Source organism: Actinospica sp., from assembly GCF_035552695.1.
GTDB lineage: Bacteria > Actinomycetota > Actinomycetes > Streptomycetales > Catenulisporaceae > Actinospica.
On record NZ_DASZKT010000107.1, the window covers coordinates 1 to 26,281 of the forward strand.

Below are 26,281 nucleotides of genomic sequence, written 5' to 3' on the forward strand. Positions count from 1 at the left end.
CCCCGGACACTTCCATCAGTCCAGGAAATCCCTGATGGCTTGGAGCCATGCCTCGGGTTGGTCGATGTGGGTCATGTGCCCTGCCTGGTCGAGGACGACTGCACGGGCGTTGGGCATTTCGGCCGCGGTGCGCTCGGCCAGGACTGCGGGAAAGGTCATGTCCTGCTGGCCGTGCAGGAGCAGTATGGGGATCTCGAGGGCGGCGAGTCGGGTAAGGGAGTTGTCCGGGCGGCCGGACGGGACGGGGCCGGCGAGGAGCGCCCGAGCCCACTCGGCGGAGAAGCGCACAGTCTCGAGTCGCCGGTGCAGTATTTCGCGGGATTCGGGCTTCCAGACGCCGGCCGGGATGGCGGCGAAGGCGTGGGCGCGGGTGGCTTCGGGGCTGGGGTTGGCTGCCAGGTCGGTCCAGGCGGCGTTTCCTTCCGCTTGGAGTTGCGCTACCTCGGGCCAGTGGTCGTAGGCGTCGTCGGGTACCGGCGGGATGCTGCTGGAGGCGATGATCAAGCGTCGGACTCGCTGTGGCGCGGTGAGGGTGAAACGCTGTGCGAGCAGCCCGCCGTAGGAGAATCCGAGCACGTCGGCGCGTTCGACCCCAAGGGCGTCGAGCAGCGCTAGCAGGTCGGCGGTTGCGGCGTCCGGATTGTAGGCGTCATCGGGAAGCCCCATGGTCGATCGACCACACCCGCGCAGGTCGGCGAAGACAAGTTGGCGAGATTCGGCGAGGTCCACGAGGGGTTCACGCAGGTAGGTGTGGTCCCAGTCGGGCCCACCGTGGATGACGAGCAGCGCGGTCCCGGTTCGTGCGGTACTGCGGGCGGTGAACAGGTCGACCCGCGGGTCTTGACGCACCGATACGTACGCTTCGATCAGCATCCGGTCAGTCTTTCAGCCCGGTGACAGGCACAGTCGGGAGATACGCCGGACACGCTCGCCCTCGGAGCGCTTACAGGCGGACTCGGGCAACCACGGCAGTCACTGTGTGGCTGCGATCGATAGTCGGCCGCTGGGATCGATAGGTGGCCCCGGATCCGCTCTCGTCTCGCTGTTCTCCACCTTTCAGGAGTGGACACGGTCTATCAGGGGTGCCGAGGTCGATGGGTGGCACTCAGCTCTCGCGCTGGTAGCCTTTCGCGCGGGAGGGTGATGGTTGTGGGCATAGGTGTACGTGCGGCAGCGGCTGTCATGCTGCTGATTGGCTTCTACGTTCTGGGCATAGGGTTGCTCGCCGCGGTGGTGGGGCTGAATGTGGTCATGCTGTACGGCCACGCACCCCTGTTCGACCTGCTGATGGGGGCGCCGTTCACCGCTGCAGCGTTCTTCCTGGTAGGCCGGGCGTTCCACGCCTCGCTCATGTTGCGTGGTCGCGAGATGACCGGCGTCGCGGTGCTCGAGTCGGAACAGCCTGCCCTGTGGTCCGCGGTCCGCGAAGCGGCGGCAGCGGCCGGAACCGCGCCGCCGGAGTTCCTGTGGATCGACTCGCGCTTCAATGCGTCAGTGTTCGAGCAAACCCGGTGGCTCGGATTGCGGTCGGGCCCACGGAATCTGGTCATCGGCGCACCGATGCTTATCGCGCTCTCCCCCACCAAGCTCGACGCCGTGCTCGCGCACGAGTTCGGCCACTTCGCGAATCGCGACACGCGCCTGCTGCCCGTGATCATGCGCGGCCGGTCAGGCCTGGCCGGGGCCTTGCACACCGCCAGCTTCTTCACCACCACCTCGGTGAACAACGGTAGATGGCTGATACACCTGCAGATGCTGATTGTCCGGCTGATCCGCGGTTACGCCGTCCGCTTCCTCACCGTCACCCAGAAGATCAGCCGAGCTCAGGAGTACGCGGCCGACCGGATCAGCGCCGAATTGTGCGGGCGCGACACCGCGGCCTGCGTGATAGCCGAGATCCCGGCGTACCACGCGGCCTACCGGTACTTCAGGGATCGCTTCGCCGATGCTGCCACGGGCCTTGGCCTCGTGCCGCAACCCGAAGCGCTGTTCGCGGGCTTTGGCCGCATGCTCGACGAGCCCCGCTGGCAAGGTGTCGTCGAATCGGAACGACGCAGTCCCTCGGCGCAGACGCCCACCCCCTTCGATTCCCACCCGCCGATCCCGGACCGAGTCTCCGCGCTTCGCGCATTGCCCGACGACGGCCGAATCCAGGACACGTCCCAAGCGCGGGCAGTCGACCTCTTCGACGGCGCACAGGCCCTACTCGCGACGGTCGCGCGCCGCGAAGCACACTTCGTCGACCACCGGCCCGTGGATTGGGACACGCTGGTAGACGCCGTGGCCAGAGCGCACATTCGCAAGGATGCACGACCCCTTGTCGATGCCATGCACCTGATCAAAGAAGCCCCGCCCGCCCTGGCCGATTTCTTCGACCACGTCGAAGCCGGCCAGATGGAAGCGGTGCTGTATTGCTTGCTGACTCCGACGCAAGCGGGCTACACGCGAGCGAACCCTTCGGTGGCACTCGAGATCGGCGCGAACGCCCTGGCGCCCGCGCTCCGGGCCTGGATCACGGTCGAACTGGCCGAACTCGGACTGGTGCGATGGAAGCATTCCTGGTCCAAGGTGGCGATCCGCGACCCGGAAGACGCACCCGAGGGTATCGGCGAGGCGCTCGACGCTCTTCTCAACACCCAGCCGTCCCAGGCCGCTCCCGCTGCCGCAGCCCTGCGCGAAATCCTCAAGAACGCGGGAGTTCCCGGGTAATCGGCGCCGGGCGCGCCAATCCGGGCCACCTATCGATCCCACGGACCAACTACCGGCCACAGGCTCAACAATGTGACCACCAGCGGTAGTTGCGAAAAACCAGCGATAGTTGGACTTGATCACCGCAAGTCATCGAGGGCATCTGACGACTGGCGGTCGTTGCAGAAAATGGAGACAACCGCGAAGAAGATTGACAGGCTGGCTGTGTCTGTGCAGCCGGGCTGGGATACTGGTCATCGTGCTCGATGATGCCTCGCTCGCCGACTGGTGTGACCGCCACCTCGGCGCCCGGCCGGCACGCGAACTGTTCCGCTGCGGGCATCTATCCCAGGTCTTCGCCGCCGAGCTCGCAGACGGCAGACGGGTGGTGATCAAGGGCCGGTCCTCTGATCCGCGGATCGCCGGCTGCGTTGCGGTCCAGGAGCACCTGTCCCGCACCGGGTTTCCATGCCCTGTGCCCCTGACCGGTCCTGTGGAACTCGGCGGGCTCACGGTCACGGCTGAGACACTTGTGCCCGGCGGCAGCCAACTTCCGGTGGACGGCGGTGCAGAGCCCTTCGCGGCGCTGCTCGCCCGCCTCATCAGCTGTGCACCCAGCGCGGCCGCTGTTCCCTCGCTTGCGCCGTCGCCGCCGTGGACCGGATGGGATCACCCGGGGGCACGGCTATGGCCGGACCGCGACGACCGGGGCGGCGATCTCAACACCAGCCCCGGGCCTGCGTGGGTCGACGACGCCGCCCGCCGTGTCCGGGAGCGGCTAAACGCCTGCGTCGCTCCCGTGCGGATCGGCCATGGCGACTGGGAATCCCAGAACATCCGGTGGTCCGGCAGCAATCCCTTGGCTGTGCACGACTGGGACAGCGTCATCGCCCAGCCCGAGCCGGCGATCGTGGGTCTGGCAGCCGCCGTGTGGCCGGCCGCCGGGGCACCAGGCGAGGCCGCGACGGTCGCCCAGAGCGCAGAGTTCATCGCCGCCTACCAGCGGGCGGCCGATAGGCGGTGGAGCGAGCCGGAGGTCCGAGAGGCCTGGGCGGCCGGGCTGTGGGTGCGCCTGTTCAACGCCAAGAAGGACGCGGTCGACGGAGGCGGACCGCAACTCGATCGGCTCGCCGACGAGGTGGGAGAGCGGCTGGCCTTGGCAGCCCTCTAACAGGCAATCGTGGGCACCACCCTCCCGACTTATTCTCTACGAGCGAGGCAGTCTCGGAGGTCACGCGGCGCCCGCAGGCGCCTGGGCCGTTGCGGGCGTACTCCGCGAGAGATCTCCGACTGGTGCAAGTGCTTAGCCCGACACGATCCGTCCCTCCCGCGCGCCGCGTGGGAGGGACGTGACCCGAACGGCCGCGGCGATGCCACGCCCCGTCCGGGTTGGCGGCGATGCCGAGCAGGCGCACGTACAGGGTCTCGAGTTCGATGACGAAGAACACGTAGACGCGCTTGAGGGTGACCGCGCAGTCGACGTGCACGAAATCGCGGGCGAGCGCGGTGGGTGCGTGGGCTTGGAGGAACCTGCGCCAGGTGATCTGGTCACGTCTGGGTGCCACCAGCTGGGCTGCGCCGTAGGCTCCGAGAACCTCGCCGTTATCCTGCTCGGCACCGGACGCCTGGCCGAAGCCCGCAAGGCATGGTCCCAACCCGAGGAACTGCTCCGCGAACTCGGCGACACGACCGTAGCCCGATCAGGACCAAGCCCCGCGCCCAGTTCACCCAACCCGGGCACGTGACGCCGGCCTTACGACCGGATACCCGGATCGCGGTGGTGGTGGAACGGAAATATTCACCCGCACCGCGGTGCATCCGCCCCGCCAGGCAGATACAACTACAAGGAGGAGGGCCGGGCTCCCACACGCCCGGGCCGCATACCCACGAGAGGCACCTCCACGATGAGGAAACGCAGCACACTCCAACGTTTCGCCGCCGCGGTGGTCGGCGGGGCGCTCGCCGCGACCGGGCTGGCCGCGCTCGGCGCCCCTGCGGCACAGGCCGGGACCGTGACCACTCCGGTCAGGGCCGCGGCTTCGACCGGCACGGCTCAGACCCCGTACATGGGCTGGAGCAGTTGGAGCCTGGAGAGCACCACGTACGGCAGCTACAACTCCAAGGGCACCGCCGGCTTCCTGACCGAAGCGAACGTGATGACCCAGGCCCAGGCCATGGTCAACGACGGGCTGACGAAAGTCGGCTACGACTACGTCAACATCGATTCCGGCTGGTCCGCCGACTTCAGCTGGAACGGGCACATCGACGGCTACGGCCGCCCCGCGCAGGACACCACTCGGTTCCCCGACTCGATGGCCACGGTCGCCGGCAACCTGCACTCCATGGGTCTCAAGGCCGGAATCTACCTCGCCAGCGGCATGGCGTCCGCGGCGTACAACGCCGACGACCCGGTCTACGGCAGCACCGACGGGTGCACCACCCAGAAGGCCGTACTCAAGGACTCCAGCGGCAACCCCGTCGCCCTGCACAACCAGTGGAGCGGCTTCTACGCCATGGACTTCTCATCCGGCAACGACTGCGGATACGAGTACGTCTACTCCCTCGCCCAGATGTTCACCAGCTGGGGCTACGACCTGATCAAGCTCGACGGAGTCACGCCCGGCTCGACGAACAACAGCCCGAGCCCGCTGACCGACAGCAGCTACTACGAGGTCGCCGCCTGGCATCAGGCGCTCGCCTCCCTCGGCTGGGGCGGTCAGCTCGTGCTGTCCTACTCCCTCCCCGTGTCGGACGCCTCCTACTGGCAGCAGAACGCCAACGGCGCCCGGATCGACAACGACGTGGAGTGCTACTGCTCCACGATCATCGGCGGCTGGACCGGCTCGCTCTCCGAGCGCTGGAACGACGTCGTGCCGTGGATCTCCTATGCCGGACCCGGCTTCTGGCCCAACCTCGACTCCCTCGACGTGGGCAGCGGCACCATCGACGGTCTGACCGACGACGAACGCCAGACCTACATGACCCTCTGGGCCCTGGAATCAGCGCCCTTGTTCACCGGAGACGACCTGACCCAGCTCGACCCCTACGGCCTGTCGCTGCTCACCAACACCGACGTCATCGCACAGGACCAGGAGGGGGTGCCGGGCAAGCCGGTGAATCAGAGCTCGAGCCAGCAGGTCTGGTACGCCAAGAACCCCGACGGCACCACGACAGTCGCGCTGTTCAATCTCTCCGGCTCCTCCACGAGCGTGACGGCCAACTGGAGTGATGTCGGCCTCTCCTCCAGCCAGTCCGCCGACGTCCATGACATGTGGAGCCACGCGGACCTGGGCGACTCCACCGGAAGCTTCACCGCCACCCTGCCGGCCTACGGCTCGAGGCTGCTCAAGCTCGCTCCGGGAGTTGGAGCAACCACCTACCACGCCGATGCCTCGGGCAACGCCCTCGCGGGCGGCGCCGCCGTGCAGACCTGCTCGGGCTGCTCCGACGGAAAGGACGTCGGATACATCGGTGAGAGTGGCACCCTGACTTTGAACAGCGTCACCGTGCCGCGGACCGGCGCCTATCAGGCCACGATCACCTACCTCGACGGCGACTCCGCCGGCAACGGGCGCACCGCGGACGTTGCCGTCGACGGCGGCAGCCCACTCAGCTTCACCGCCAACGGAAACGGCAGTTGGAGCACACCGCAAACCACCGACATCACCCTCAATTTAAACCAGGGTACGAATACCATCGAGTTCTCGAACCCGAGCACGTGGGCACCCGACATCGACTCCATCGTCATCAGCGGCCCGACCACTTACGTAGCCGACAGCACAGGTACGCTCGCCGGCGGCGCCATGGCGCAAAGCTGCTCAGGCTGCTTTGACGGCAAGGACATCGGATACCTCGGCGTGGGCGGCACCCTGACGTTCAGCAATGTCTCGAAAGCCGCATCGGGCACGTACCCGATGACCGTCACCTATGTCGACGGCGACGGAGCGGGCAACGGCCGCCCCGCGGACATCACCGTCAACGGTGGTACGCCCATCGCCGTCACCGCCAACGGAAACGGCAGTTGGAGCACACCGCAGACCCTGACCGTGAACGTACCGCTCAATGCCGGAGCCAACACCATCGAGTTCTCCAACCCCAGCACCTGGGCTCCAGACATCTACTCGATCACGCTCTGAACCTGAGTGCGTGCTTCTGATCCCGGCTTGCCGTTGCCGAGTTGAGTTTCGAGCTCCAGCTAGGGAGGTTACGTGGGTGCGAGCTTGGCGAATCCAGAGTGGTGCTCTAGGCGAGCACCTGCGCGAGGTGGTCGGCCAACTGTGTGAGCAGGTCGGGTGATGCGCTGCCCCGGGCACGAGGGAAACGGTGTCGTCGTCGCCAGAATGCTGACTCGACTGCGTGGAACTGGGCCCAGCGGCGCACGTGTTCGGCATCGAGCTCGGCGGCGTCGGCGAACATCTGTAGGCAACGCACCACGGCCCGATCGGGCTCGTCTTCTTGGAGCAGGGCGAACGCATGTGTCTTGAGGAATGTGCCGCCGTCGTAAGCCGGGTCTCCGACGAGCCCTTTCGGGTCGACAGCCAGCCATGGCTCGCGCTCGGAGTTGAGAATGTTGCGCGCGTGCAAGTCCCCGTGGATGACGAGGTCTGGTTGATCGCTTCCGAGTTCGCGGGCGGTCGCGATTGCTTTGTCCACGACGGGCCGCGGCAGCGCGTGGGCGAAATCCCCGGCATCTTGGTGCAGGGATTCCTCCGACTGCGCCATGCGGTCGCGCAAGCGTGGTAGGCCGGGAGGGGCCGGGATGGCCAGCCGCTTGTTGATCTGCCCGGCGATCCTCACGACCTCGTCTTTGTCGTGTAGTTCTGCGAGGGTGCGTGAGCCGGCTCGCTCGAGCAGCATCGCGAAGCACTCATCCGCGCGCTCGTAGAGGTGCACTGCCCCACGGCCCTTCCATGCCTCGTACGCGTCCGGCTCGCGGACGTTGCCGGGGTGAGGGACAGAGATCTTGACGACAGCGGGCCTTTGATCGTGGAGTACCGGGATGATGATGCCGATTTCGCCGTGCATGGCCGGACCGTCGCACAGACACCCCCACCGCTCGAACAGCGTTGTGACGAGATCCGGCAGCGCGGCCAACCATTGCGCACCGCGCTCTCCCTCGCGATCGAGCGTGCCTCGTACGAATGCTTCCGGGATCTCGATCACGCGAGCACCCTACGCGCGTAGAAACGTCCGAGAGCTGCCGCAAAGCAGAGCCGCCCCTGGACAGCGCCTTTGCCGTGCGGGTGGTGAGGAAGGGTCGTTACTTGCGTCCCCAGAACTGGCGGCATGCCCTCGGGAAGACGAAGGTGCCGTCCTCGGTTCGGCAACGTGACACCGCGTCCTCCAGTTCCGACCGGACTCGGCTGGTGGCGACGCCGTCGAGGGCGGCGAACGCTCTGGCGAAGGGAATCGGTGCGGACGCGACCTGCCACACGAGATTGAACGAGGGCAGCGGGATGGCCCAGCGGAACAGTTCCGAGTGCAGTTGCTCCAGTCCCGACTCGCGTAACACCTGCTCGCGCAGACCGGGCGCCGCCAACCGTGTCAGGTAGTCGAATTCCGGCAAGGTCTCCGGCGGCACGTGTCCGGCGAGAGTACGCACGATCGTGGACATGAGCGTGTTCAAAGCCATGTCGTCGAAGGCCGCGAGGCTGAACGGCGCGCCGGGGCTCAGTACCGGCTGAGCTCGTTGCTCGAGACCGCGATGTCGCCTTCCTGCAGCAGGCCGAAACGGGAGACCGCGGCTTGCATGCTCTGGTCTGCCGGGTCCAAATGGTCGATGGACATGACCTCGAAGCGGACGTTGCGCACTGAGTTCTCGCGCGCCGCGAGCCGAGCCTCGTCGATGAGCGCCGGAGTCACGTCAACACTGATGACCTGAAGTTCGGGACGGTCCTGGGCGAGCACGAAAGCGGGCTGGCCGGTACCGCAGGCGAGGTCGAGGACGAGCGCGCCTGCCGGTAGATCCTCCGGCAGCCGCTTGAGGATGGCCTGGACGACGGGGTTCGCAGCCGGGAGCGAGTTGTCCGTCGCGCCGCCCCCTCGTCCCCACTCGACCTCCGCTCTCGTGCGTTGGGGCACGGGACTGGTTTTAGCTCGTCATTGCGCGTTCCCTGTTCCTTCACGGTGGGTCTTCTGATCAAATGCGTGGCCGGGTCGGCCGAGAGCGTGCGGTGTCGGCCCGGCACCGGAAGCGGCGCGTTCGACAAGCGCGGCGATCACGTTCGAATACAAGCACCGGCGCACCCGCGCGGCCATGTTCGTCCGATCCTGCTGCATACGAGTTTGTGCGCATGCCGCGATAGCCTCGGTCCTGTGGATGTCATCAGCGAGGTCGTCGGCAGCGCCCGGGCGAGGCAGGCCTTCGCCCGCCGGATCGGCGAAACCGGCACCTGGGGCCTGCGATTCCCGGCCTTCGCGGGCGTCGGCTTCCATGTCATCACGGCGCGGCGGGCACCTGGTTCTGGGTCGACCCGGAACACGACCTCATGTACGTCGGCATGATCCAGCTGCTTTCGTACTCCGCTCCCCCACTTCAGGCCATCACCCAACGCCTCATGGCAGACGCGATCCTCGACCACGCCGACTAGCGGAGCTCGGCGATCTGCGCGCGGGCCGCGGCGACCAGTTCGGCGTTCGTGTTCGCGTGACCGGCCAGGCCCCAGCCGCCCTCCGGCGCCTCGGAGAGCAGGACCCAGGTGCGTTCCGCCTGGGACGGGTCACCGGCCGCCGTCGCGACCAGGTCGGTGAGCTGCCGCACCACCGCGAGCTGCTTGTCGCGGTCCAGGGCGCCGGCGTTGGTGAGTACCTGAACGCGCACGTATGTGCTGTCGCCGTCGACGTTCGAGAGGTGGTCCGCCGACAGTTCGTGCACGAATGCGGCGGTGTTCTTGCGGAACATCGGAATGTCGGGCACCTTCTCGATGGCCATCAGAGTGGAAGCGAGCTCCTGGGCCAGCTTCTTGGGGTCGCCGAACGTGCCGGCGGCGGCGTAGACGTCGATCATAGGCATGGAAGTTCGCTCCTCAGGCTCGGATGACGGAGTAAAGTCACCGATTCCAATTGTCGGGTAAGTGGCTCGGGTCGATCCCTCACGCGAATGTGTGAGAGCGCACTCAACCCAGAAGCCACGAACCAACACGAACACCACGAGCACGTCTCCCCCGCGCCGGCGAGCGAGGGGGAGACGTGAGCCGGCCGGCCTAGGCCTTCGTCTGGTAGCCGATGACGCCCATCATGCCGGTACTCGCGTGGTAGGTGTCGTGGCAGTGCATCATCCACTGGCCCGGGTTGTCGGCGTCGAACTCGACGGTGACGGAACGCCCGGGCAGGACGATGACCGTGTCCTTGCGCGGCCCGCCTCCGGCCAATTGGAAGGTGTGGCCGTGCAGGTGCATCGGGTGCCACATGGTGGTGGTGTTGGTCCACGTCAGCCGGACACGCTGTCCGGACTCGACGCGCATGAGCGGACGCTCCGGGTTGTAGACCGTGTCGTTGATCGTCCACGTGTAGCTCGTCTTGCTGACGGTCAGGCGCAGGTTCGCAGCGACCTGCGAGGCGGCGGGCTTCAAGCGGTAGGGCTCGGTGGGCTGCAGGGCGCCGTAGCCGATCGGGTCGGCCGCGAGTTCGGCGGGTCGCACGTCCGGGGAGGGCGCGCGGCCGGAGGCGGTGCGCACCACGGCAAGGGCGGTGGCGTTCTTGCCCTCGGCCGACGCGACCAGCGGAAAGACGCCGTCCCCGAGGGTGACTTCGACGTCGTAGCGCTCGCCCATGCCCAGGAGCAGACTCGTGGTTTCGACCGGTACGACGGGGTAGCCGTCCGTGTGGGTGACGGTCAGGGTATGGCCGCCGAGTGCCACCCGGAAGGCCGTGTCGGATCCGGCGTTGATGATGCGGATCCTGGTGCGCTGGCCGGGGCGGGCGGTGAAGGTGGCCGGGTCGGTGCGCAGGCGCCCGTTGATCAGGAAGTAGGGATAGCGCACGTCGCCCGCGTCCCCGCCGAGCAGGGGGCTGGTCGCGTCCATGAGCACCACTCCGTCGCCGCCGCCCGCCGTGCTGCCGGAGCCCATGCCCATGCCGGTGTCCATGCCGGATGCCGACGCGGTGGGCGCCGGCGTATTCTGCAGGGCGGCGAGGACCTGGTCGGGGGTATGGCCGGTGCCGTCGATCCAGTCGTCGAGCACGACGGTCCACTCGTGGTCGTAGTCGGCCTTCTCGCCGGGGTCGTCCACGATCAGCGGTGCGTATAGGCCGCGGTCCTGCTGTACCCCGACATGCGGGTGCAGCCAGTACGTGCCGGGATTCGCGGCCGTGAACGTGTAGGTCCGGGACGCGCCGGGGGCGACAGGGCTCTGGGTAAGCTGCGGGACCCCGTCCATATTGTTCCGGATCGCGACCCCGTGCCAGTGCACGGTCGTCTCCTCGGGCAGGTGGTTGACGAGGTGCGCGTTGATCAGGTCGCCGCGGTTGACCCGGATCTCGGCGCCGGGCAGCACGCCGCCGTAGGTCCAGGTCGACACGACGACACCGCCTAGGTCGATCTTGCCGGGGACGGCGTCGAGGGTGAAGGTCCGGGTGGCCCCGGAGTGGTAGCGGGCGGATTCGACCGCGGCGACGGCCGGGTCGGTCGGTCCGATCAGTGCGGATGAGGCGGCCGTGTGCGCGGAGTCGGCGCCGCACGCGGCGGCGCCCGCGCCCAGCAGCAGTCCGGCCCCGGTCGCGGCTCCGGCGCGCAGCAGCGTGCGGCGCTCGAGGTGCGTGTTCATGGTCAAGCCTCCGAATGAGAGCGTTGCGGTAATGGCGGATGAGGGTGTCCGGTGCGGGCACGGCGAGGCCGCGCCCGGACCGGCTTCTAGATCCGCAGCAAGCTCAGTTCGGAAAGGCTCTTAGGTACGGGCTCGGCGCAGCCCGTGGCGTTCAATCGCGCGGTGTACGGCGCGGGCGTCATGGGATTCGGGTCGGCGTGTGCGGTGATCGCCGCGACGTGGGCGGAGCATGTGACCGCGGCGCTGGTACAGGTACTCGATCCGTCGCAGCATTCGCATGGTGCACTCGCGGAGGCGGGCGCCTCCACCGAGGTCGAACGGTCGGCTGTTGTCGTGGCGGCCGCCACCGTGGAACGCGAGGCCGTCGCGGCTTGGGGCGTGCCGCTCGTACACACTAAGGCGCACGCCACCAGGGCGAACACTGCGACCAGGACACGCAAGGCCCTGCCCGGCATGTCCTCGCGCCTTGTGTCGCTTGCCCGCACTGGTCCTCCCGAAGTCAGTCCGACCATACCCCCATAGGGTATATAGCCGCAACGATAGGCGCGCCTACCGGCCCGGCCGCCGACACTCTCACCCGAACGCGTGAGGATCGCGTCAGGGGACTGAGCACTTACGATGACCTTAGGCAAAATCACCCGTGATTCTTGGAAGTCAGCGCTTGACTTCATTCCAATACTGGCTGAACATGCCTCGCGAGGGTCCCCAGAGCACCTGCGACGACGGAGGTACTGACACCCGTGATACCCACAGCTCGGCGGCGCTTGAGGAGTCTCGCCGCCATCCTTCTCGCACTCACAGCCGTGATCGCCGTGCCCGCTTTCGGCGCGGCTTCGCACGCGGCCGCGGCCACGCCCACTCTGCCCTGCGACATCTACGCCGCGGGGGGCACGCCGTGCCAAGCGGCGTACAGCAGCACGCGCGCCCTGTCCGCGTCGTATAACGGTGCGCTCTACCAGGTGCAGCGCGCCTCGGACAGCAGTTATCTGAACGTCGGGTTGGAGTCGACCGGCGGGGTGGCCAACGTCGCTCCGCAGGCCTCGTTCTGCTCCGGGTCCACCTGTACCATCACAAAGCTCTACGATCAGACCTCGAATGGCAATGACATGCCGATTTCCCAGGGCACGGCGTGCTCGGGTTGCTCGGGCGGATGGGCGGGTCCGGGGGCGAACGGTTCGGATATCGGCGCGCCTGCCTCGGCGCTGCCCGTGACGGTCGGCGGCCAGTCGGCGTACGGGATGGTGTTCGACTCCCACGGCACCGGCTACCGCATCAACGACGCCAAGAACGTGCCCACGGGCTCCCAGCCCGAGGGCATCTACATGCTGACCTCGTCGAATCTGACCAGCAGCAGTTGCTGCTTCGACTTCGGATCGGCCGAGACCAACGACTTCGACGACGGCAACAGCACCATGAACGCGATCTACTACGGCACCGACTGCTGGACCGGCGGCTGCACCGGCAGCGGCCCGTGGGTCGGCGGCGACCTCGAGAACGGCATGTACTTCAGCGACACCGGAGCCAACCCGTCGAGCATCCCCAGCGAGACCGGCTCGTTCCTATCGGCGTGGGAGAAGAACAACGGCACGACCAATTTCACCCTGAAGTACGGCAACGGGCAGCAAGGCGGGCTGAGCACGAGCTACTCCGGTGCGCTGCCGAGCGGTTATAACCCGATGAAGGTGCAGAACTCGATCGAGTTGGGTACCGGCGGGGACAACAGTCTGTGGGGCTTCGGTGAGTTCTTCGAGGGCGCCGTTGTCTCCGGCTTCCCCTCGGACGCCACCGAGAACGCCGTGCAGGCGAGTATCACCGACGCCGGGTACGCCGACAACAATGCCGTCTTCTCGCCGACCGCTTCGGTGATCAGCCTCAAGGCGCACGCCGACGGCGACTACGTCGACGCGGCGAACAGCAGCGCTTCGGTGATCGCGGATTCGAGCTCGATCGGGACGGACGAGACCTTCGACCTGCTCACTTACCCCGACGGCACCGTAGCGCTGCGCGCTCACTCGGATGACAGGTACGTCTCCGCGCAGAACTCGGGGTCCTCGCCGTTGCGCGCGTTCGTCACAGCCGTCGGTCCCTGGGAGAGCTACCAGCTGATCCACAACTCAGACGGCAGCGTCAGCTTCCGCTCCTACGCCAACGGCGAGATCGTCACCGCCGACAACGCAGGCGCATCGCCCCTGATCGCCAACCGCACGGCCATCGGCGGATGGGAAGAGTTCGACGTCGTCCACGACACCGCGACAGTGAGCCTGCGCTCCCACGCCGACGGCGATTACGTCACTGCGGACAACGCCGGCGCATCTCCGCTCATCGCCAACCGCACGGCCATCGGTCCGTGGGAGACGTTCGATCTCACCGGCAACGCGGACGGCAGCATCAGCCTCCGCGCACACGCCAACGGCGACATCGTCACCGCCGACAACGCCGGCAGCTCACCGCTGATCGCCAACCGCACGGCCATCGGCCAACAGGAGGAATTCGACCTGATCTACGATTAACCTGCGCTGATAACGTGAGCGCATGTACTCGACCCAGAGCGACCGCTCCGCCGAGACCGAGAGTCCCATCGGGCTGACCGACCTCGGGCGAGTACGGGTGCTGCGTGCGCTGACGGAGTCTCGGCAGCTCTCGCGATCTGAACTCGCCGGCCGGACGGGGCTGGCCAGGGCGACCGTGACCTCGATCGCGTACGAGCTGATCGGCGCCAACCTGGTGCGCGAGAGCGCCGCGGACGCGGCAGGCAACAGAACCGGCCGCCCGCCCCAGGTACTCTCGCTCGTCCCGGACTGCGCGTTCGCGCTGGGTCTGGACATCGCGCACGACCACGTTCGCGCGATTCTGACCGACCTCGTCGGAACGGTGCGCTGGGACCACACTCGGCCGATGGCGGTCGACGACGATCCGGAACGCGCGCTGGACGCGGCCGCGCGGTTGATCGACTCGGCGGTCGGCGACCTGGGCGTGCCGCGGGATCGGATCCTCGGAGTGGGAGCGGGATTCGCGTGCCCGGTCGCCAAGGACCGCCGGCACCTGCACGCCGAGGGGATCATGCCGGGCTGGGTCGGGGTGCGGCCGGTCGACGAGCTGGCCGGACGCACGGGTCTGCCGGTGCGGATCATCAACGACGCCAACGCCGGAGTGCTCGCCGAACGGCGCTTCGGCGCCGCGCGAGGCTGCGACAACGTGGTGTACCTGCGGCTGTCCTCCGGCATCGGCGCGGGCGCGATCTGCGACGGCCGGCTGCTGCTCGGCCACGGCGGCGTCGCCGGGGAACTCGGCCACGTCGTGGTCGAGCCGCATGGTCTGCTGTGCCGCTGCGGCAACCGCGGCTGCCTGGAGACGGTCGCCAGTCCCCCGGCGATCGCCGATCTGCTCACCAGGAGCCGGCGACGCCCCGTCACCACCGCCGAACTGCCCGAGCTCATGCGCGCGGCGGACCGCGCCACCGCACGGGCCGTCGAGGACGCGGGCGACGCCGTGGGACGGGCGCTCGCGGTGGCCGTGACGATGCTCAATCCGGAGATGATCGTGGTGGGCGGCGAACTGGCCGCCGCGTGCGAGACGCTGTTCGAGCCGATGCGCCGCGCTATCGACCGCAACACCATGGCCTGCAACGCCGAGTCCGTGCGGATCGTGCTCAGCGAGCTCGGCGACAGCGCCGGCGTACGCGGCGCCGCCGCGGTCGTGCTCGAGGGCGCGCCAGAAGCGCTGGTCCTCTCGTCGGCCGGCTGAGCCGGGACTCAGTGCTCGTCGGCCGCGCCGAGGTGGTATCCGAGGCGGAGTTCGAAGTCGCTGCCGACCTGTGCGGCCCGGCTGCGCAGTCTGGCGCGGCGATCGCGCGAGGCCACCGCGACGGATGGCAGCAGACTGATGGTCTCGCGCAGTTCCGCTTCGGGGATGTGCGCGTTCCGTGCGATCAGCTTCTTCGCCGTGGCCACCGCGACCGGATCCAAGGAGGCGATGCGGCGCGCCAGCCGGTCGACGAAGCCGTCGAGTTCCCGGTCGGGAACGGCGCGGTTGATCCACCCGTAGCGTTCGGCGGTGACGGCGTCGTAGTCGTCGCCGCTCACGATGATCTCGGTTGCTCTGGCCCGGCCCACGAGTCTGGACAGCCGCTCGATGCCGCCCCCGGCGGGCAGCAGGCCCGAGGGTACTTCGGGCTGTCCGAGCAGGCAGTTCTCGATGCTCGCGAAGCGCAGGTCGCAGGCCAGCGCGATCTCGCTGCCCCCGCCGCGGGCACGGCCGCGCAGCGCCGCGATGCTGATCACATCGCTCTGGCTCAGCCGCGCCGTCGCCTGCGCGAACGCCCGCAGCCCGGCGAACGGGTCCGCGGGATCCGGCGGCGCGGCGGAGAGGTCGTAGCGCGCCATGAAGTAGTCGGGATTGACGGTGCTCAGCACGAGCACGCGCAGATCGTGGTCGGTCTCGAGGGTGTCGCAGATACCGGCGAGCTCGATGATCGTGCTTTCGTCGAGCATGTTGATCGGAGGACGGTCGAATTCCGCCCGAAGGTAGCCGGGAGCCGGCCGACTCAGCACGAACTGCTTCATCCTCTGATTGTGGGCGTCGGCCGCGTACCGCTGCCTCACGTGAATGAGTGATTCACCGTCAGCCCCGGCTCGATTCGCGAACAGGCCGCGTTCACCGGAACCCGTGGTTCCGGTGAACGCGGCCTTGGACTTCGCGGCTCACCCGCTCAGCCGAGGATGAGATCGAATTCCTCCCACTGGCCGACCACGGTGCGATTGGCGATCAGTGGGTTGACGCCGGCGTTGTCGGCGGTGACATAGTCCCCGTTGGCGTGGGCCCGCAGGCTCACACTGCCATCCGCGTTGCCGACGAGGTCGAACTCCTCCGACGAACCGATCGAAGTCTGATTCGCGATCAGCGCCGAGGCGCCGGAGTTCGGCGCGGTCACGTACTCGTTGTTCGCGTGGGCCCGCAGGCTCACACTGCCGTCCGCATTGCCGATCAGGTCGAACGTCTCCCACTGGCCGATCACCGTGCGGTTCGCGATGAGCGGTGAGGTGCCGCCGTTGTCCGCGGTGACGTAGTCGTTGTTCGCGTGGGCGCGGAAGCTGACCGTTTCGGTGTCGTGGACGACGTCGAACTCCTCCCACGGCCCGATGGCCGTGCGGTTGGCGATCAGCGGCGACGCGCCGGCGTTGTCGGCGGTCACGTAGTCGTTGTTCGCGTGGGCCCGGAAACTCACGCTGCCGTCGGAGTTGTTGATCAAGTCGAACGTCTCCCACTGGCCGGCGACCGTACGATTCGCGATCAACGGCGAAGAGCCCCCGTTGTCCGCGCTCACGTAATCGTTGTTGGAGTGGGCTCGCAGACGCACCGTGCCGTCGGGCTCGGTGATCAGATCGAAGGTCTCGGCCGTGCCGTTCGAGGTCGAGTCGGCGATCAGCGAGGCGCTGCTGCTCGCGGCGTCGACGTAGTCGCCGTTGGCGTGGGCCTTCAGGCTGACGACGGATTCGGTGGTCGGCACGAAGGTGGTGTTGTCGGCGTACCCGGCAGCGGTGATGCCGGCCTGCACCGCGTTCTCGGTGGCGTCGGACGGGAACCCGGAGACGACGGCGCCTTCGAAGAACTCTCCATTGCCCCAGATGCTGTTGTCCCCACCGGTGCCCAGTTCGATCGAGGGCTGCACCTTCATCGGGTTGTAGCCGGTGGGCAGGGCGCCCGAATAGCTCTGGGTGAGCCCGCCTTGCTGGCCGTTTCCGTACTTCAGGGTGAAGTTGGTCGTGCCGTTGTTCTTCTCCCACGCGGACAGGAACGAGCCGCGCTCCGACGAGATGCTCGAGGGATTGGCTCCGGTGTTGCTGAAGTACATGCCGTTCTCGAGGTCGCCACCCACCCACGGCCCGCTGCCGCTGCAGTTCCGGGTCCAGCAGTCGGTGCCGTAGTAGATGGCGTTCATGGTGGCGTTGCCGTCGTCCGTGTCATTGGTCTCGCCGGCGCCGAAGTCGAAGCAGCACCCGTTGCTCGTCAGATTCGACGAGGTCAGCATGTACACGCCTTCGGGCTGGGATCCGGTGGGCACGTTCTTGGCGTTGTTGATGCGGTATCCCGTGCCCTGCTTGTCGAACAGCGCTCCGTAGGCCGGCTGCCCGCCGATGGTCACCGGCAACGCCGTGGCCGGCGAACCGATGTCCGAGCCGTTGGCGCCCGGCCCGCCGATCCCGTTCGAACACCCCGAACAGGACGTGCCGGGAGAGATGGGCATGTTGTTGCCGTTCGGGCTCTGATCGTAGAGCTCTGTGATCGTGCAGCTCGTGCCGGAGCAGAAGGAGACCTGCGGCGCCGCGTTGACCAGGCCGCCCGTGGAGGCCGGGCGGATGCTGAGGTAGCTGCCATCAGAAGCGCGCTGAACCTGGTAGAGCGGCCCGTCGTAGGAGGCGTACAAGGCACGAGTCGTGCTGTAGGCCGCCGCGCACGGCGTGCCTCCGTTCGCGAAGATGTCGCACGGCAGTGTGGGTGTAGCGGCGCGGGCCGTGGTCGCCCCCGCGGCGAGTGCGGGAACGACGATCGCGACGGCCATCAGGAATGCGGCGAACAGCCGCAATCCTCGCCGCGACGTGCGTAATCGGTGCATGTTTACCTCCGTCATTGCAGGCAAGTGCGGGTACTGCGGAACCACCGAGGTTCGCTGTCGCCGAGCGGTCCCGCCGTGGCGCAGCACACATGTTCTGCCAGCATTCAACTTAAGTCAAGGCCCATCGATACCAGATCGACGTGCATTACGACAGATCTAGCCTCGATGGCCACCAAGCTCCGAGAGGCCCCCCAATGATTTTGACTGATACCAGCAGAACGGCGACCCTATCCGAGCGCGGGTGAACCGGGTCCGGGCCTCGGTTCCGCGCTTCCGGGCAGGGTGCGGTCAGCCGTCCCGGTGAGACCAGGCAGCCGCAGTTCCCCGACCTCGACGAACCCGCCGCGGACTGACGAGCGGCCCTGCGTCGCAAGCGGACGGTGGCGAGCGCAAGCACACCTGCGCTCTCCACCACGTCCTTTCGCAGACTCCTTAGCCGAGGCCGTCCGCGCCCACTTTTGCGGCGGTCTCGTCGAGGAGGGAGTCGGCTACCGGCTGGGGGTTTCCGTCGAGATCGAGGACCGGGGTGGCGTCCTTGTACCAGGATTCGATGACGGCGTTGCCCCAGAAGTCGCGGCGCCGGTCGTCGTGGACGGACCACCGATAGGTCTCGTGGTCCGGGTCGCCGGTGTAGTAGTCGGTGGTGTACACCTCGACGCGGTGTCCGTCCGGGTCCCTGAGGTAGAGGTAGAAGGCGTTGGACACGCCGTGCCTGCCTGGGCCGCGTTCGATGTGGTGCTGTTTGCCGAGCGAGCCGAGCACGTCGGCGACCCGGAGCACCTTGTGTGATTCGTGCGTGGCCAGTCCGAGGTGGTGCAGGCGCGGGCCGGCGCCGCAGGTGAAGGCGACGTCGTGGACGGTCTGCTTGCGGTACATCCAGGCGGCGTAGAGCTCGTGTGCGTCGCCTTCGATGGTTTCCGAGCAGCCGAAGCCGAGGGACGTGTAGTGCGCGTAGGCCGCCGGGATGTCGGGGGTGGCGATGTTGAAGTGGTCAAGCCTCGCGATCTCCGCGCCGCGATGCAGATCAAAGCGCTGAATGAGGCGTTCGCCGTGCTCGATCTCGTAGAAGAACTCCACCGGGAAACCGAGCGGGTCGATCGTGCGCACCGCGTCGCCGACACCGGGCGTGCCCTTGCCCTTCAGCACGCGACGCACCGGCCCGCCGAGTTCACCGAAGAACCGTGCCGCCCGCTCCACATCCTCGGGCGTGCGCACGCGGTAGGCGATGTGGTCCAGCGCCGGCGCGGCAGCGCGTCGCAACACGACCGAATGGTGCGTGAGCTCATCGGTCCCGCGCAGGCAGAGGAAGTCAGCATCCTCATATTCGATATGGAAGCCGAGTATCCCGACCCAGAACCAGCGGGCCGCTGTGAGGTCGGTGACGGCCAGTTGGGCGTAAGCCGAACGCACGACGTCGGGAGCATCTGCTGGGACGGCGGTCATGATGGTGCTCCGAAGCGGGGGGTGTGCACCTCACCGAGAGCGACGTGCACGATCTTGGATTCGGTGTAGAAGTCGATGGAGTGCGCGCCGCCTTCCCGGCCGACGCCGGACGCCTTGACTCCGCCGAAGGGTGTGCGCAGGTCGCGGATGTTGTGCGAGTTGATCCACACCATTCCGGACGCGACGGCGTGCGCGATCCGGTGTCCTCGCTTGAGATCCGAGGTCCAGATGTACGCCGCGAGACCGAACTGCGTGGCGTTCGCGAGCTCCACGGCCTCGGACTCGTCGTCGAACGGCGCGACGGCCACGACCGGGCCGAAGATCTCCTCCTGGAAGATCCGTGCATCACGAGGGACGTCCGCGAAGACGGTCGGCTGCAGGTAGTTGCCCTCCGTCAGGTGCTCCGGGCGCACGCCGCCGGCGACGAGGCGCGCCTCCTTCGAGCCGATCTCGACGTAATTCAGAACCCGCTGATAGTGCTCCACGTGGACGAGGGCGCCGACTTCGGTGGACGGATCGGACGGGAGACCGACCCGGACGTTCGCGGCGCGCTCGGCGAGCCGCCGGGTGAATTCGTCGTAGATCGGGCGTTCAACCAGCACGCGTGACCCGGCGGTGCAGCGTTCGCCGTTGAGCGAGAACACTCCGAACACGACGGAGTCCAGGGCCGCGTCGAGGTCGGCGTCGGCGAACACGACGGCTGGGGATTTGCCGCCGAGCTCCATCGAGACCGTCTTCAGGTGCTGTGCGGAGGAGCGGATGATGTGGCGTCCGGTGTCGGTCGAGCCGGTGAAGGAGATCAGCGGCACGTCCGGGTGCTCGACGAGCGCTTGGCCTGCTTCCTCTCCGATGCCGTGCACGATGTTCGCCACCCCGGCCGGGAGACCGGCTTCGGCGAAGATCTCCGGCCACAGGGATGCGGACAGCGGGGTCCATTCGGCGGGCTTGAGCACGAGGCTGCAGCCGGATGCCAGGGCGGGCGCGAGTTTCCAGCTTTCCAGCATGAACGGCGTGTTCCACGGCGTGATCAGCCCGGCGACCCCGACCGGCGTGCGCACGACGTAGCTGAACTGGTCCTCGCCCTGCCGGAACGCCTCCTCGCCGAGCGCGGCGATCACGTCGGCGAAGTAGCGGAAGTTCTCGGCCGCGCGCCGGGCCTGTCCGCGAGACTGGGTGATCGGCAGTCCGGTGTCGAAGGTCTCGAAGGAGGCGAGCTGGTCGTGGCGGGCTTCGACGGCGCCGGCGATCCGGTAGAGGATTGCGGCGCGCGCCCTGTTGCTGAGCGCCGCCCACGCGGGGAACGCGGCGTGTGCCGCGGCGACGGCGCGATCAATGTCCTGCACCGAGCCGCGCGCGGCCTGCGCATACACGGTATTGGACACGGGATCGACGACGTCGAAGGTGCCTCCGATGATGGATTCGACCGACTCGCCGCCGATCCAGTGGCGGATCAGCTTAGGCAGGTTCTCGATGGTCATCTGCCGACTCCAATCGGTGCGGTCAGGTCGCCGCCCTCGGCCAGCAGCGCCCGGATACGGGACAGGCCCGCGTCGGTCGGGGTGATCAGCGGAGGGCGTACGTGCGGTGAGGCGATGCGTCCCTGCTGGTGCAGAACCCACTTGGCCGGGGCCGGGTTCGTCTCGACGAACAGCAGGTCCACGAGCGGGTGCAGCCGGTAGTGCAGGTCGCGCGCGCCTTCCAGATCGCCCGCTTCCCAGAGTTCGTACATGCGGGCCACGGCCGTGGGCGCGAGATTGGCGACGGCGGAGACGAACCCGGTGCCGCCCAGGGCGAGCAGCGGCAGGCAGAGCAGTTCGATTCCGCTCCACACCAGCAGCGAGCGGCCGCAGGCGTGCAGGACACGGGAGAAGTGCTCGAAGTCCTTCGTCGTCTCCTTGATCCCGACGAAGTTCTCGAAGTCGCTGAACAGGCGGGCGACCGTGGCCGGTGCGATGTCGACTGCGGTGCGCGAGGGCACGTTGTACGCGATGATCGGCAGGTCCGGGAACTCCCGGGCGATCGTGGCATACCACTGATACAGCGCTTCCTGCGTGGGGCGCGCATAGTACGGCGTGATGATCAACACGGCGTCCGCGCCCAACTCCTGCGCCTCGGCAGTCAGCTCCAGGGTCTCGTCGAGCTTGTGCGAGCCGGTGCCGGGCAGGAACGGAGCCCGGTCGGCGATCTCGTCGACCGCTGTGTGCATCGCGACCATGCGCTCGGCGACGCTTTGCGCGCTCGGCTCGCCGGTCGACCCGCCGAGCGAGATGCCGTGCGACCCGGACTCCAGTTGGAAGCGGATCAGGCCGCGCAGGCTGTCGAGATCGACGGCGCCGTCCGCGGTGAACGGCGTGACAACGGGGGCGATCGATCCGCGGATCGTGGACGGGTCACTGCGGAACTTCACTGCGGGTCTCCCTTGCACCAGGTCTCATACGGTTCTCGCCAGGCCGGCCCGATCGGATACAGGCCCTTGATGCCGACGCCGGCGGCGACCTGCTCGGTGATGAAGCGCTCCTGCCGCTCCTGCTCGCGGCAGTCCGCGATCAGGTCTCGGGCGAGTTCCGGCGGCACGACGACGACTCCGTCGGCATCGCCGACGATCAGGTCACCCGGCTGCACCAGCGCCCCGCCGCAGGCGATGGGAACGCCGGTATCCCACGGGACGTGGCGCCGCCCGAGCACGGAAGGATGCGGGCCTGCCGCGTAGACCGGCAGCCCGAGTTCGGCCACGGTGGCGCTGTCGCGCACCGCTCCGTCGCTGACGACCCCTGCCGCGCCGAGCTTCGCGGCACGCAGAGCGAGGATGTCGCCGATGGTGCCGGCGGTCGCGTCGCGGCGGGCGTCGATGACCAGCACGTGTCCGGGCCGCAGTTCCTCGATCGCCCGCTTCTGCGCGTTCATCCCCCCGCCGACCTGCTTGAACAGATCCTCGCGCAGCGGCAGGAAACGCAGCGTATGTGCGACGCCGACCATGTTCGTGCTCGTCGACCGGAGCGGCGCCACCCCGTCGATGGACATGTTCGGCAGGCCGCGCACCCGCAGCTGTGCGCTCAGCGTCGCCACGGCTACGGACTTCAAGCCTTCTTCGACCACTGAGTCCAGCAGCGGGAGCGTGGATCCGTAGGCTGCCTCGCGCTCGGCCGGATCGGCTTTCGGCATCGCCCCGTACGGCTCCAGCACCGGCCCAGCGGTGATCGCGTTGCGCAGGCGGCCGGTCGAGGACGTTCCGTCGGACACCTCGACCTCGACCACGCCGCCGGGCACGACGACCGAGGCACCTGCCGGAGTCCCGGTGAGGATCACGTCGCCCGGCTCGAGCGTCATCAGCCGCGACAGGTCCACGATCAGCTGCCCGAACGGAAACAGCAGGTTGTCGGTCGTGTCGTCCTGCGCCAACTCGCCATTGACCCAGGTGCGCAGACGCAGCCCGGCCGGGTCGAGTTGGCGGGCGTCCAGCAGCCGCGGTCCGATCGGCGTGAATCCGTCGGCGCCTTTCGAACGGAGGTTCGAGCCTCGGTCGGCGTATCGCAGGTCGTAGACACCCGCGTCGTTCGCGGCCGTCACCCAGCGCACGTGCGACCAGCCGTTCTCCGGCGTCACGTTCCGCGCGCGCTCACCGATGACGAGCGCGATCTCACCCTCGAAGCCGAGCAGCTCGCATCCCTGCGGTCGCACGATCGGCTCGTCCGTTCCGGACAGCGACGACGGCGGCTTGAGAAAGTACGAGGGCTGCGACGGGATCCGTCCCCGCTCCCGGGCCCGGCTACGGTAGTTGAGGTGAACCGCGACGATCTTCGACGGCGTGGTTCCCAGCGGGTGCGGCATCAGGGACGCTCCAGGAACGCCTGCACCCGGGCCTTGTACGGCTCACGGTCGTACGACTTCACGTACGCGCCGGCCATGCGCACCGGGTCCCCGAAGAAGTAGTACTCGTACAGCGCCTGACGACTGGCGAAAGCCGAGATACAGGTGTCCCACACCAGGCGGAACAGCTTCACCCGCTCCGCACCGGTAAGCGTGGCAGCCTGCAGATACATCTCGATATCCGCCGCAGCCGGTCCGTTGATGTCCAGTTCGGTCGGCGTCGCCATCAGCCCGGACGCGCCGAGCTTGCGCAGGATCTGCGGGAAACGCTGGTAGAGCTTGGGGTAGAGGTTGCGCGCGGCATTCAGCGGAGCGAAGGCCGGAGTCAGGACCCCGTACTCGTTGAAGGTGGCGTCTGCCTCCGCCGCGCGCAGGAACGCGCGCAGCGTCTCGAGCGTGGTGATGACCTCCGCGACGTCCTCCTGCACGTGCTGGAACCCCTCGATGCCGATCGCCTCGGTCAGCAGCGACACCAAACCCAGGATGTACTCGGTCTTCGCGGACGTGCGCGTCACGACCTGGTGCGTCATGTGCACGACCGCGCTGGTCTGGGAGTAGAAACCGTTGCACAGCTCGGGCTCGCCCAGCACGAAGCAGCGCTCGTACGGCACGTGGACGTCGTCGAACACCACGACGCAATCCGACTCCTCGAACCGCGAAGCGAGCGGATGGTCATGACGCGGACGGTCATAGTCGAGCGGCTCGCGCGCGATGTAGCGCAGGCCAGGCGTGTCGTTCGCGATCGCGAAGGCGTACGAGAACTGCTTGTCCTCCGGCGTGTTCCGGAGCACGCTCGACGGGAAAACCAGCATCTCGTCCGCGAACGGCGCGATGGTGGCGAGCATCCGCGCGCCCCGGATCACCACTCCGTTGTCGTCCTCCTTCACGATCCGCGCCGCCAACTTGCCACCGGCCTGCTCGGCACCGGAGACCGCGCGGTTGGTCTGCGGCGGAATCAGCGTGTGCGTGCACAGCAGGTCCTGCTCACGGACCTTCTCGTAGTAGCGGCGGATGTTCTCCCCGAATGCCGGATCGGATTGCCCGAACCAGTCGGCGGCCGAGGCGAGCGCCATCAGCGAACTGTTCATGTAGTCGCCGGTGCGTCCGAGCATGCCGTTGCTGTAATCGGCCCACACCTTGAACGCACTACGGCGCTTAACAAGATCCTCGGGAGTCTTCGGCACGAGGAACGAGGTGGCGACGCGATCGCCCGAACTGGGCGAGGTGTACGTCATCGTGTCGCGGTGCTCGTCAGTGTGCTGCAGGTCGTACAGCTCGGCATAGGTCCGCACCACGTTGCGGAACGCAGGATGCTCCTGGATTCCGCCGGTCAGACTCTCGCCCTGGATGTGCACAGTGGGACGGGACGCGTCGAGTCGCTCGAGGTATTCCTTGCCGGTACGTGCAGGCATTTCCAGGCTCCTGTAATGGTTCGGTGGTTGCTCAGAAGAGATGTTCGATGCCTTCGGTGGCCTCGGTGGCCGCGCCGAAACGGCTCCACGCATAGGTCAGGGCATCGCCCTCACGGTGGTCGAGATCCGTCACCCGACCGAGCACGAGCGTGTGATCGCCGCCGTCGTACGAGCCCCACGGCTCGCACTCGATCCAGGCGAGCGGGTTCGCCAGGCGCGGAACGCGCGCATGGGGTGTCCAGTACGGGACGACTGTGGCCGGGGCGCCGGCGAACAGCCTGGCCAGCGGCTCCTGCTCCGCGCCGAGGATGTTGACGCAGAAGGGGCGGTCCAGCAGATGCTCATGGCAGTGCGCACGGCGGGCAACGCTGATGAGCACCAGCGGCGGCTCGGCCGAGACGGACGTGAAGGAGTTCATCGTCGCCCCGCGCGGCCCGTCGTAGCCGTCGAAGGTCACGACGGTCACGCCCGTCGCGAACCGCGACATGCACGCACGCAGCGCACCCGGCGCCGGCGCGTCAGATGTAGCAGGTAGAGCTAAAGATTCGGACATAACAAGTCCTCGGGAGAGCGCGGACGAACCACGAAGTGGCTGACCAAAGCAAGTAGTAAAACCTTTGTCTAATTTCGAACCATACTCATCCGCGGACGCGTTGGGAAGACTCTGTGGCGAATAAGTCGCCAGCCCGCGGGGCGCGACCCACCGCCTACACTCGGGGAATGACCACCGAACAGCGGCCCGACACCGAGCACCTGCACTTCTGGTCCTTCATCGACCACGCCGTCGACCAGGTGAGCGCGGAACTGCCGGGCGTGGACCCGCTGGCCATGCGGCTGGTGCTCACCCTGCACCGCGCCGCCAACATGGTCGTCTACGACCTGGAGTCCGCCGTGCACCGGCCGCGCGGCTGGTCATGGCCCGGGTTCCGGGTGCTGTTCGCCCTGTGGCTCTCGAGCCCGGTCGAGGCCAAGAAGGTCGCGGAGCTCACCGGCATGAGCCGCGCTGCGGTGTCGGCTCTGGTGACCACACTCGAGAAGGACGGGCTGATCAAAAAGGAGCGCGCGGCGTACGACCTGCGCGCGGTCCAACTCAGCCTCACCGACGAGGGCCTGGAAGCGATCACCTCGGCCTTCCGCGCCCACAACCAACGCGAACAGGAGTGGGCGGCATCACTCAGCGAGGGCGAGCAGCAGACCCTCATTGAACTGCTGAACAAGCTGACCGCCCACTCCGTGAACTTCGACGCGCGCCAGCGCACGTGACCACGCGCCGTCCTCGGGCACGGAGTCCGCGACGCGCCCGGTGACGACGACATCTGCCCCGTGCGTGAGCGCCTGCACGATCGCCTCGCACCCGAGGTAGGCGTTGGCCGAGACGAGGGACTCGCCGAGTGACGCGATGGTTCCGGGCCGATCGATCAACGGCAGTTCACTTCCCGCGCCCAGGTCCAGCACGTCGTCTCCGCCTTCGCGGTGCCCGGAACCACGTGCTG

The 26,281-nt window shown here is 67.6% G+C and carries 22 protein-coding genes and 1 pseudogene; 6 read left to right on the forward strand and 17 right to left on the reverse strand.

Annotation, left to right across the window (positions count from 1 at the left end):
* Positions 1 to 15 precede the first annotated feature (15 nt).
* Positions 16 to 873, reverse strand: coding sequence for an alpha/beta hydrolase (locus VG296_RS13010; RefSeq protein ID WP_325565934.1), 858 nt, complete (start codon positions 871 to 873; stop codon positions 16 to 18).
* A 309-nt stretch (positions 874 to 1,182) separates the two neighbouring features.
* On the opposite strand from VG296_RS13010, the gene VG296_RS13015 reads away from it, so the two are divergent.
* Positions 1,183 to 2,709, forward strand: a complete 1,527-nt coding sequence (locus tag VG296_RS13015) for a M48 family metallopeptidase (protein ID WP_325565935.1) — start codon at positions 1,183 to 1,185, stop codon at positions 2,707 to 2,709.
* Positions 2,710 to 2,947: 238 nt separating this feature from the next.
* A complete protein-coding gene (locus VG296_RS13020; RefSeq protein ID WP_325565936.1) occupies positions 2,948 to 3,859 on the forward strand; it encodes a hypothetical protein in 912 nt (303 codons plus the stop codon).
* Between the two features lie 202 nt (positions 3,860 to 4,061).
* On the opposite strand, the pseudogene VG296_RS32830 reads toward VG296_RS13020, so the two are convergent.
* A pseudogene (locus VG296_RS32830) lies at positions 4,062 to 4,250 on the reverse strand (transposase); the annotation flags it as partial.
* 342 nt (positions 4,251 to 4,592) lie between these two features.
* On the opposite strand from VG296_RS32830, the gene VG296_RS13025 reads away from it, so the two are divergent.
* The gene (locus VG296_RS13025; protein ID WP_325565937.1) at positions 4,593 to 6,824 is read left to right on the forward strand and encodes an alpha-galactosidase D; all 2,232 of its coding nucleotides are present in this window, start codon (positions 4,593 to 4,595) and stop codon (positions 6,822 to 6,824) included.
* 106 nt (positions 6,825 to 6,930) lie between these two features.
* On the opposite strand, the gene VG296_RS13030 is transcribed toward VG296_RS13025, so the two are convergent.
* The 6 genes from VG296_RS13030 to VG296_RS13055 form a co-directional block, all read right to left on the reverse strand.
* Positions 6,931 to 7,851 (reverse strand): aminoglycoside phosphotransferase family protein, encoded by a 921-nt coding sequence (locus tag VG296_RS13030; RefSeq protein ID WP_325565938.1) that lies wholly within the window; start codon positions 7,849 to 7,851, stop codon positions 6,931 to 6,933.
* A gap of 97 nt (positions 7,852 to 7,948) precedes the next feature.
* Positions 7,949 to 8,302: a hypothetical protein gene (locus tag VG296_RS13035; RefSeq protein ID WP_325565939.1), complete on the reverse strand. Its 354-nt coding sequence runs from the start codon at positions 8,300 to 8,302 to the stop codon at positions 7,949 to 7,951.
* A 56-nt stretch (positions 8,303 to 8,358) separates the two neighbouring features.
* Positions 8,359 to 8,769, reverse strand: a complete 411-nt coding sequence (locus VG296_RS13040; RefSeq protein WP_325565940.1) for a class I SAM-dependent methyltransferase — start codon at positions 8,767 to 8,769, stop codon at positions 8,359 to 8,361.
* An 18-nt stretch (positions 8,770 to 8,787) separates the two neighbouring features.
* Positions 8,788 to 9,123, reverse strand: coding sequence for a hypothetical protein (locus tag VG296_RS13045; protein ID WP_325565941.1), 336 nt, complete (start codon positions 9,121 to 9,123; stop codon positions 8,788 to 8,790).
* Between the two features lie 151 nt (positions 9,124 to 9,274).
* Positions 9,275 to 9,700, reverse strand: a complete 426-nt coding sequence (locus tag VG296_RS13050; protein ID WP_325565942.1) for a tautomerase family protein — start codon at positions 9,698 to 9,700, stop codon at positions 9,275 to 9,277.
* Positions 9,701 to 9,890: 190 nt separating this feature from the next.
* Entirely contained in the window at positions 9,891 to 11,453 is a 1,563-nt protein-coding gene (locus tag VG296_RS13055; protein ID WP_325565943.1) for a multicopper oxidase family protein, read from the reverse strand.
* 803 nt (positions 11,454 to 12,256) lie between these two features.
* Here VG296_RS13055 and VG296_RS13060 point away from each other — a divergent pair.
* Together VG296_RS13060 and VG296_RS13065 are read left to right on the forward strand one after the other, a co-directional pair.
* Positions 12,257 to 13,963, forward strand: a complete 1,707-nt coding sequence (locus VG296_RS13060; RefSeq protein ID WP_325565944.1) for an arabinofuranosidase catalytic domain-containing protein — start codon at positions 12,257 to 12,259, stop codon at positions 13,961 to 13,963.
* Between the two features lie 22 nt (positions 13,964 to 13,985).
* Positions 13,986 to 15,197, forward strand: coding sequence for an ROK family transcriptional regulator (locus VG296_RS13065; RefSeq protein ID WP_325565945.1), 1,212 nt, complete (start codon positions 13,986 to 13,988; stop codon positions 15,195 to 15,197).
* 8 nt (positions 15,198 to 15,205) lie between these two features.
* On the opposite strand, the gene VG296_RS13070 is transcribed toward VG296_RS13065, so the two are convergent.
* The 8 genes from VG296_RS13070 to VG296_RS13105 form a co-directional block, all read right to left on the reverse strand.
* The gene (locus VG296_RS13070; RefSeq protein WP_325565946.1) at positions 15,206 to 16,015 is read right to left on the reverse strand and encodes an enoyl-CoA hydratase/isomerase family protein; all 810 of its coding nucleotides are present in this window, start codon (positions 16,013 to 16,015) and stop codon (positions 15,206 to 15,208) included.
* A 146-nt stretch (positions 16,016 to 16,161) separates the two neighbouring features.
* Positions 16,162 to 18,066 (reverse strand): arabinofuranosidase catalytic domain-containing protein, encoded by a 1,905-nt coding sequence (locus tag VG296_RS13075; protein ID WP_325565947.1) that lies wholly within the window; start codon positions 18,064 to 18,066, stop codon positions 16,162 to 16,164.
* Between the two features lie 432 nt (positions 18,067 to 18,498).
* Entirely contained in the window at positions 18,499 to 19,509 is a 1,011-nt protein-coding gene (hpaD, locus tag VG296_RS13080; protein ID WP_325565948.1) for a 3,4-dihydroxyphenylacetate 2,3-dioxygenase, read from the reverse strand.
* Positions 19,506 to 20,987, reverse strand: coding sequence for a 5-carboxymethyl-2-hydroxymuconate semialdehyde dehydrogenase (gene hpaE / locus VG296_RS13085; RefSeq protein WP_325565949.1), 1,482 nt, complete (start codon positions 20,985 to 20,987; stop codon positions 19,506 to 19,508). The genes hpaD and hpaE overlap by 4 nt, the downstream gene beginning before the upstream one ends.
* The gene (gene dapA, locus VG296_RS13090; RefSeq protein WP_325565950.1) at positions 20,984 to 21,916 is read right to left on the reverse strand and encodes a 4-hydroxy-tetrahydrodipicolinate synthase; all 933 of its coding nucleotides are present in this window, start codon (positions 21,914 to 21,916) and stop codon (positions 20,984 to 20,986) included. The genes hpaE and dapA overlap by 4 nt, the downstream gene beginning before the upstream one ends.
* Entirely contained in the window at positions 21,913 to 23,337 is a 1,425-nt protein-coding gene (locus tag VG296_RS13095) for a fumarylacetoacetate hydrolase family protein (protein WP_325565951.1), read from the reverse strand. Before VG296_RS13095 ends, dapA begins: the two co-directional genes overlap by 4 nt.
* On the reverse strand, positions 23,337 to 24,788 hold the full coding sequence (gene hpaB / locus VG296_RS13100; protein WP_325565952.1) for a 4-hydroxyphenylacetate 3-monooxygenase, oxygenase component: 1,452 nt from the start codon (positions 24,786 to 24,788) through the stop codon (positions 23,337 to 23,339). The genes VG296_RS13095 and hpaB overlap by 1 nt, the downstream gene beginning before the upstream one ends.
* 31 nt (positions 24,789 to 24,819) lie before the next feature.
* Positions 24,820 to 25,275: a flavin reductase family protein gene (locus VG296_RS13105; protein WP_325565953.1), complete on the reverse strand. Its 456-nt coding sequence runs from the start codon at positions 25,273 to 25,275 to the stop codon at positions 24,820 to 24,822.
* 233 nt (positions 25,276 to 25,508) lie between these two features.
* Here VG296_RS13105 and VG296_RS13110 point away from each other — a divergent pair, with 233 nt between their 5' ends.
* Positions 25,509 to 26,051, forward strand: a complete 543-nt coding sequence (locus VG296_RS13110) for a MarR family winged helix-turn-helix transcriptional regulator (protein ID WP_325565954.1) — start codon at positions 25,509 to 25,511, stop codon at positions 26,049 to 26,051.
* Here VG296_RS13110 and VG296_RS33195 read toward each other — a convergent pair.
* A complete protein-coding gene (locus tag VG296_RS33195) occupies positions 25,959 to 26,243 on the reverse strand; it encodes an acyclic terpene utilization AtuA family protein (RefSeq protein WP_414641090.1) in 285 nt (94 codons plus the stop codon). The genes VG296_RS13110 and VG296_RS33195 overlap by 93 nt on opposite strands.
* Positions 26,244 to 26,281 lie beyond the last annotated feature (38 nt).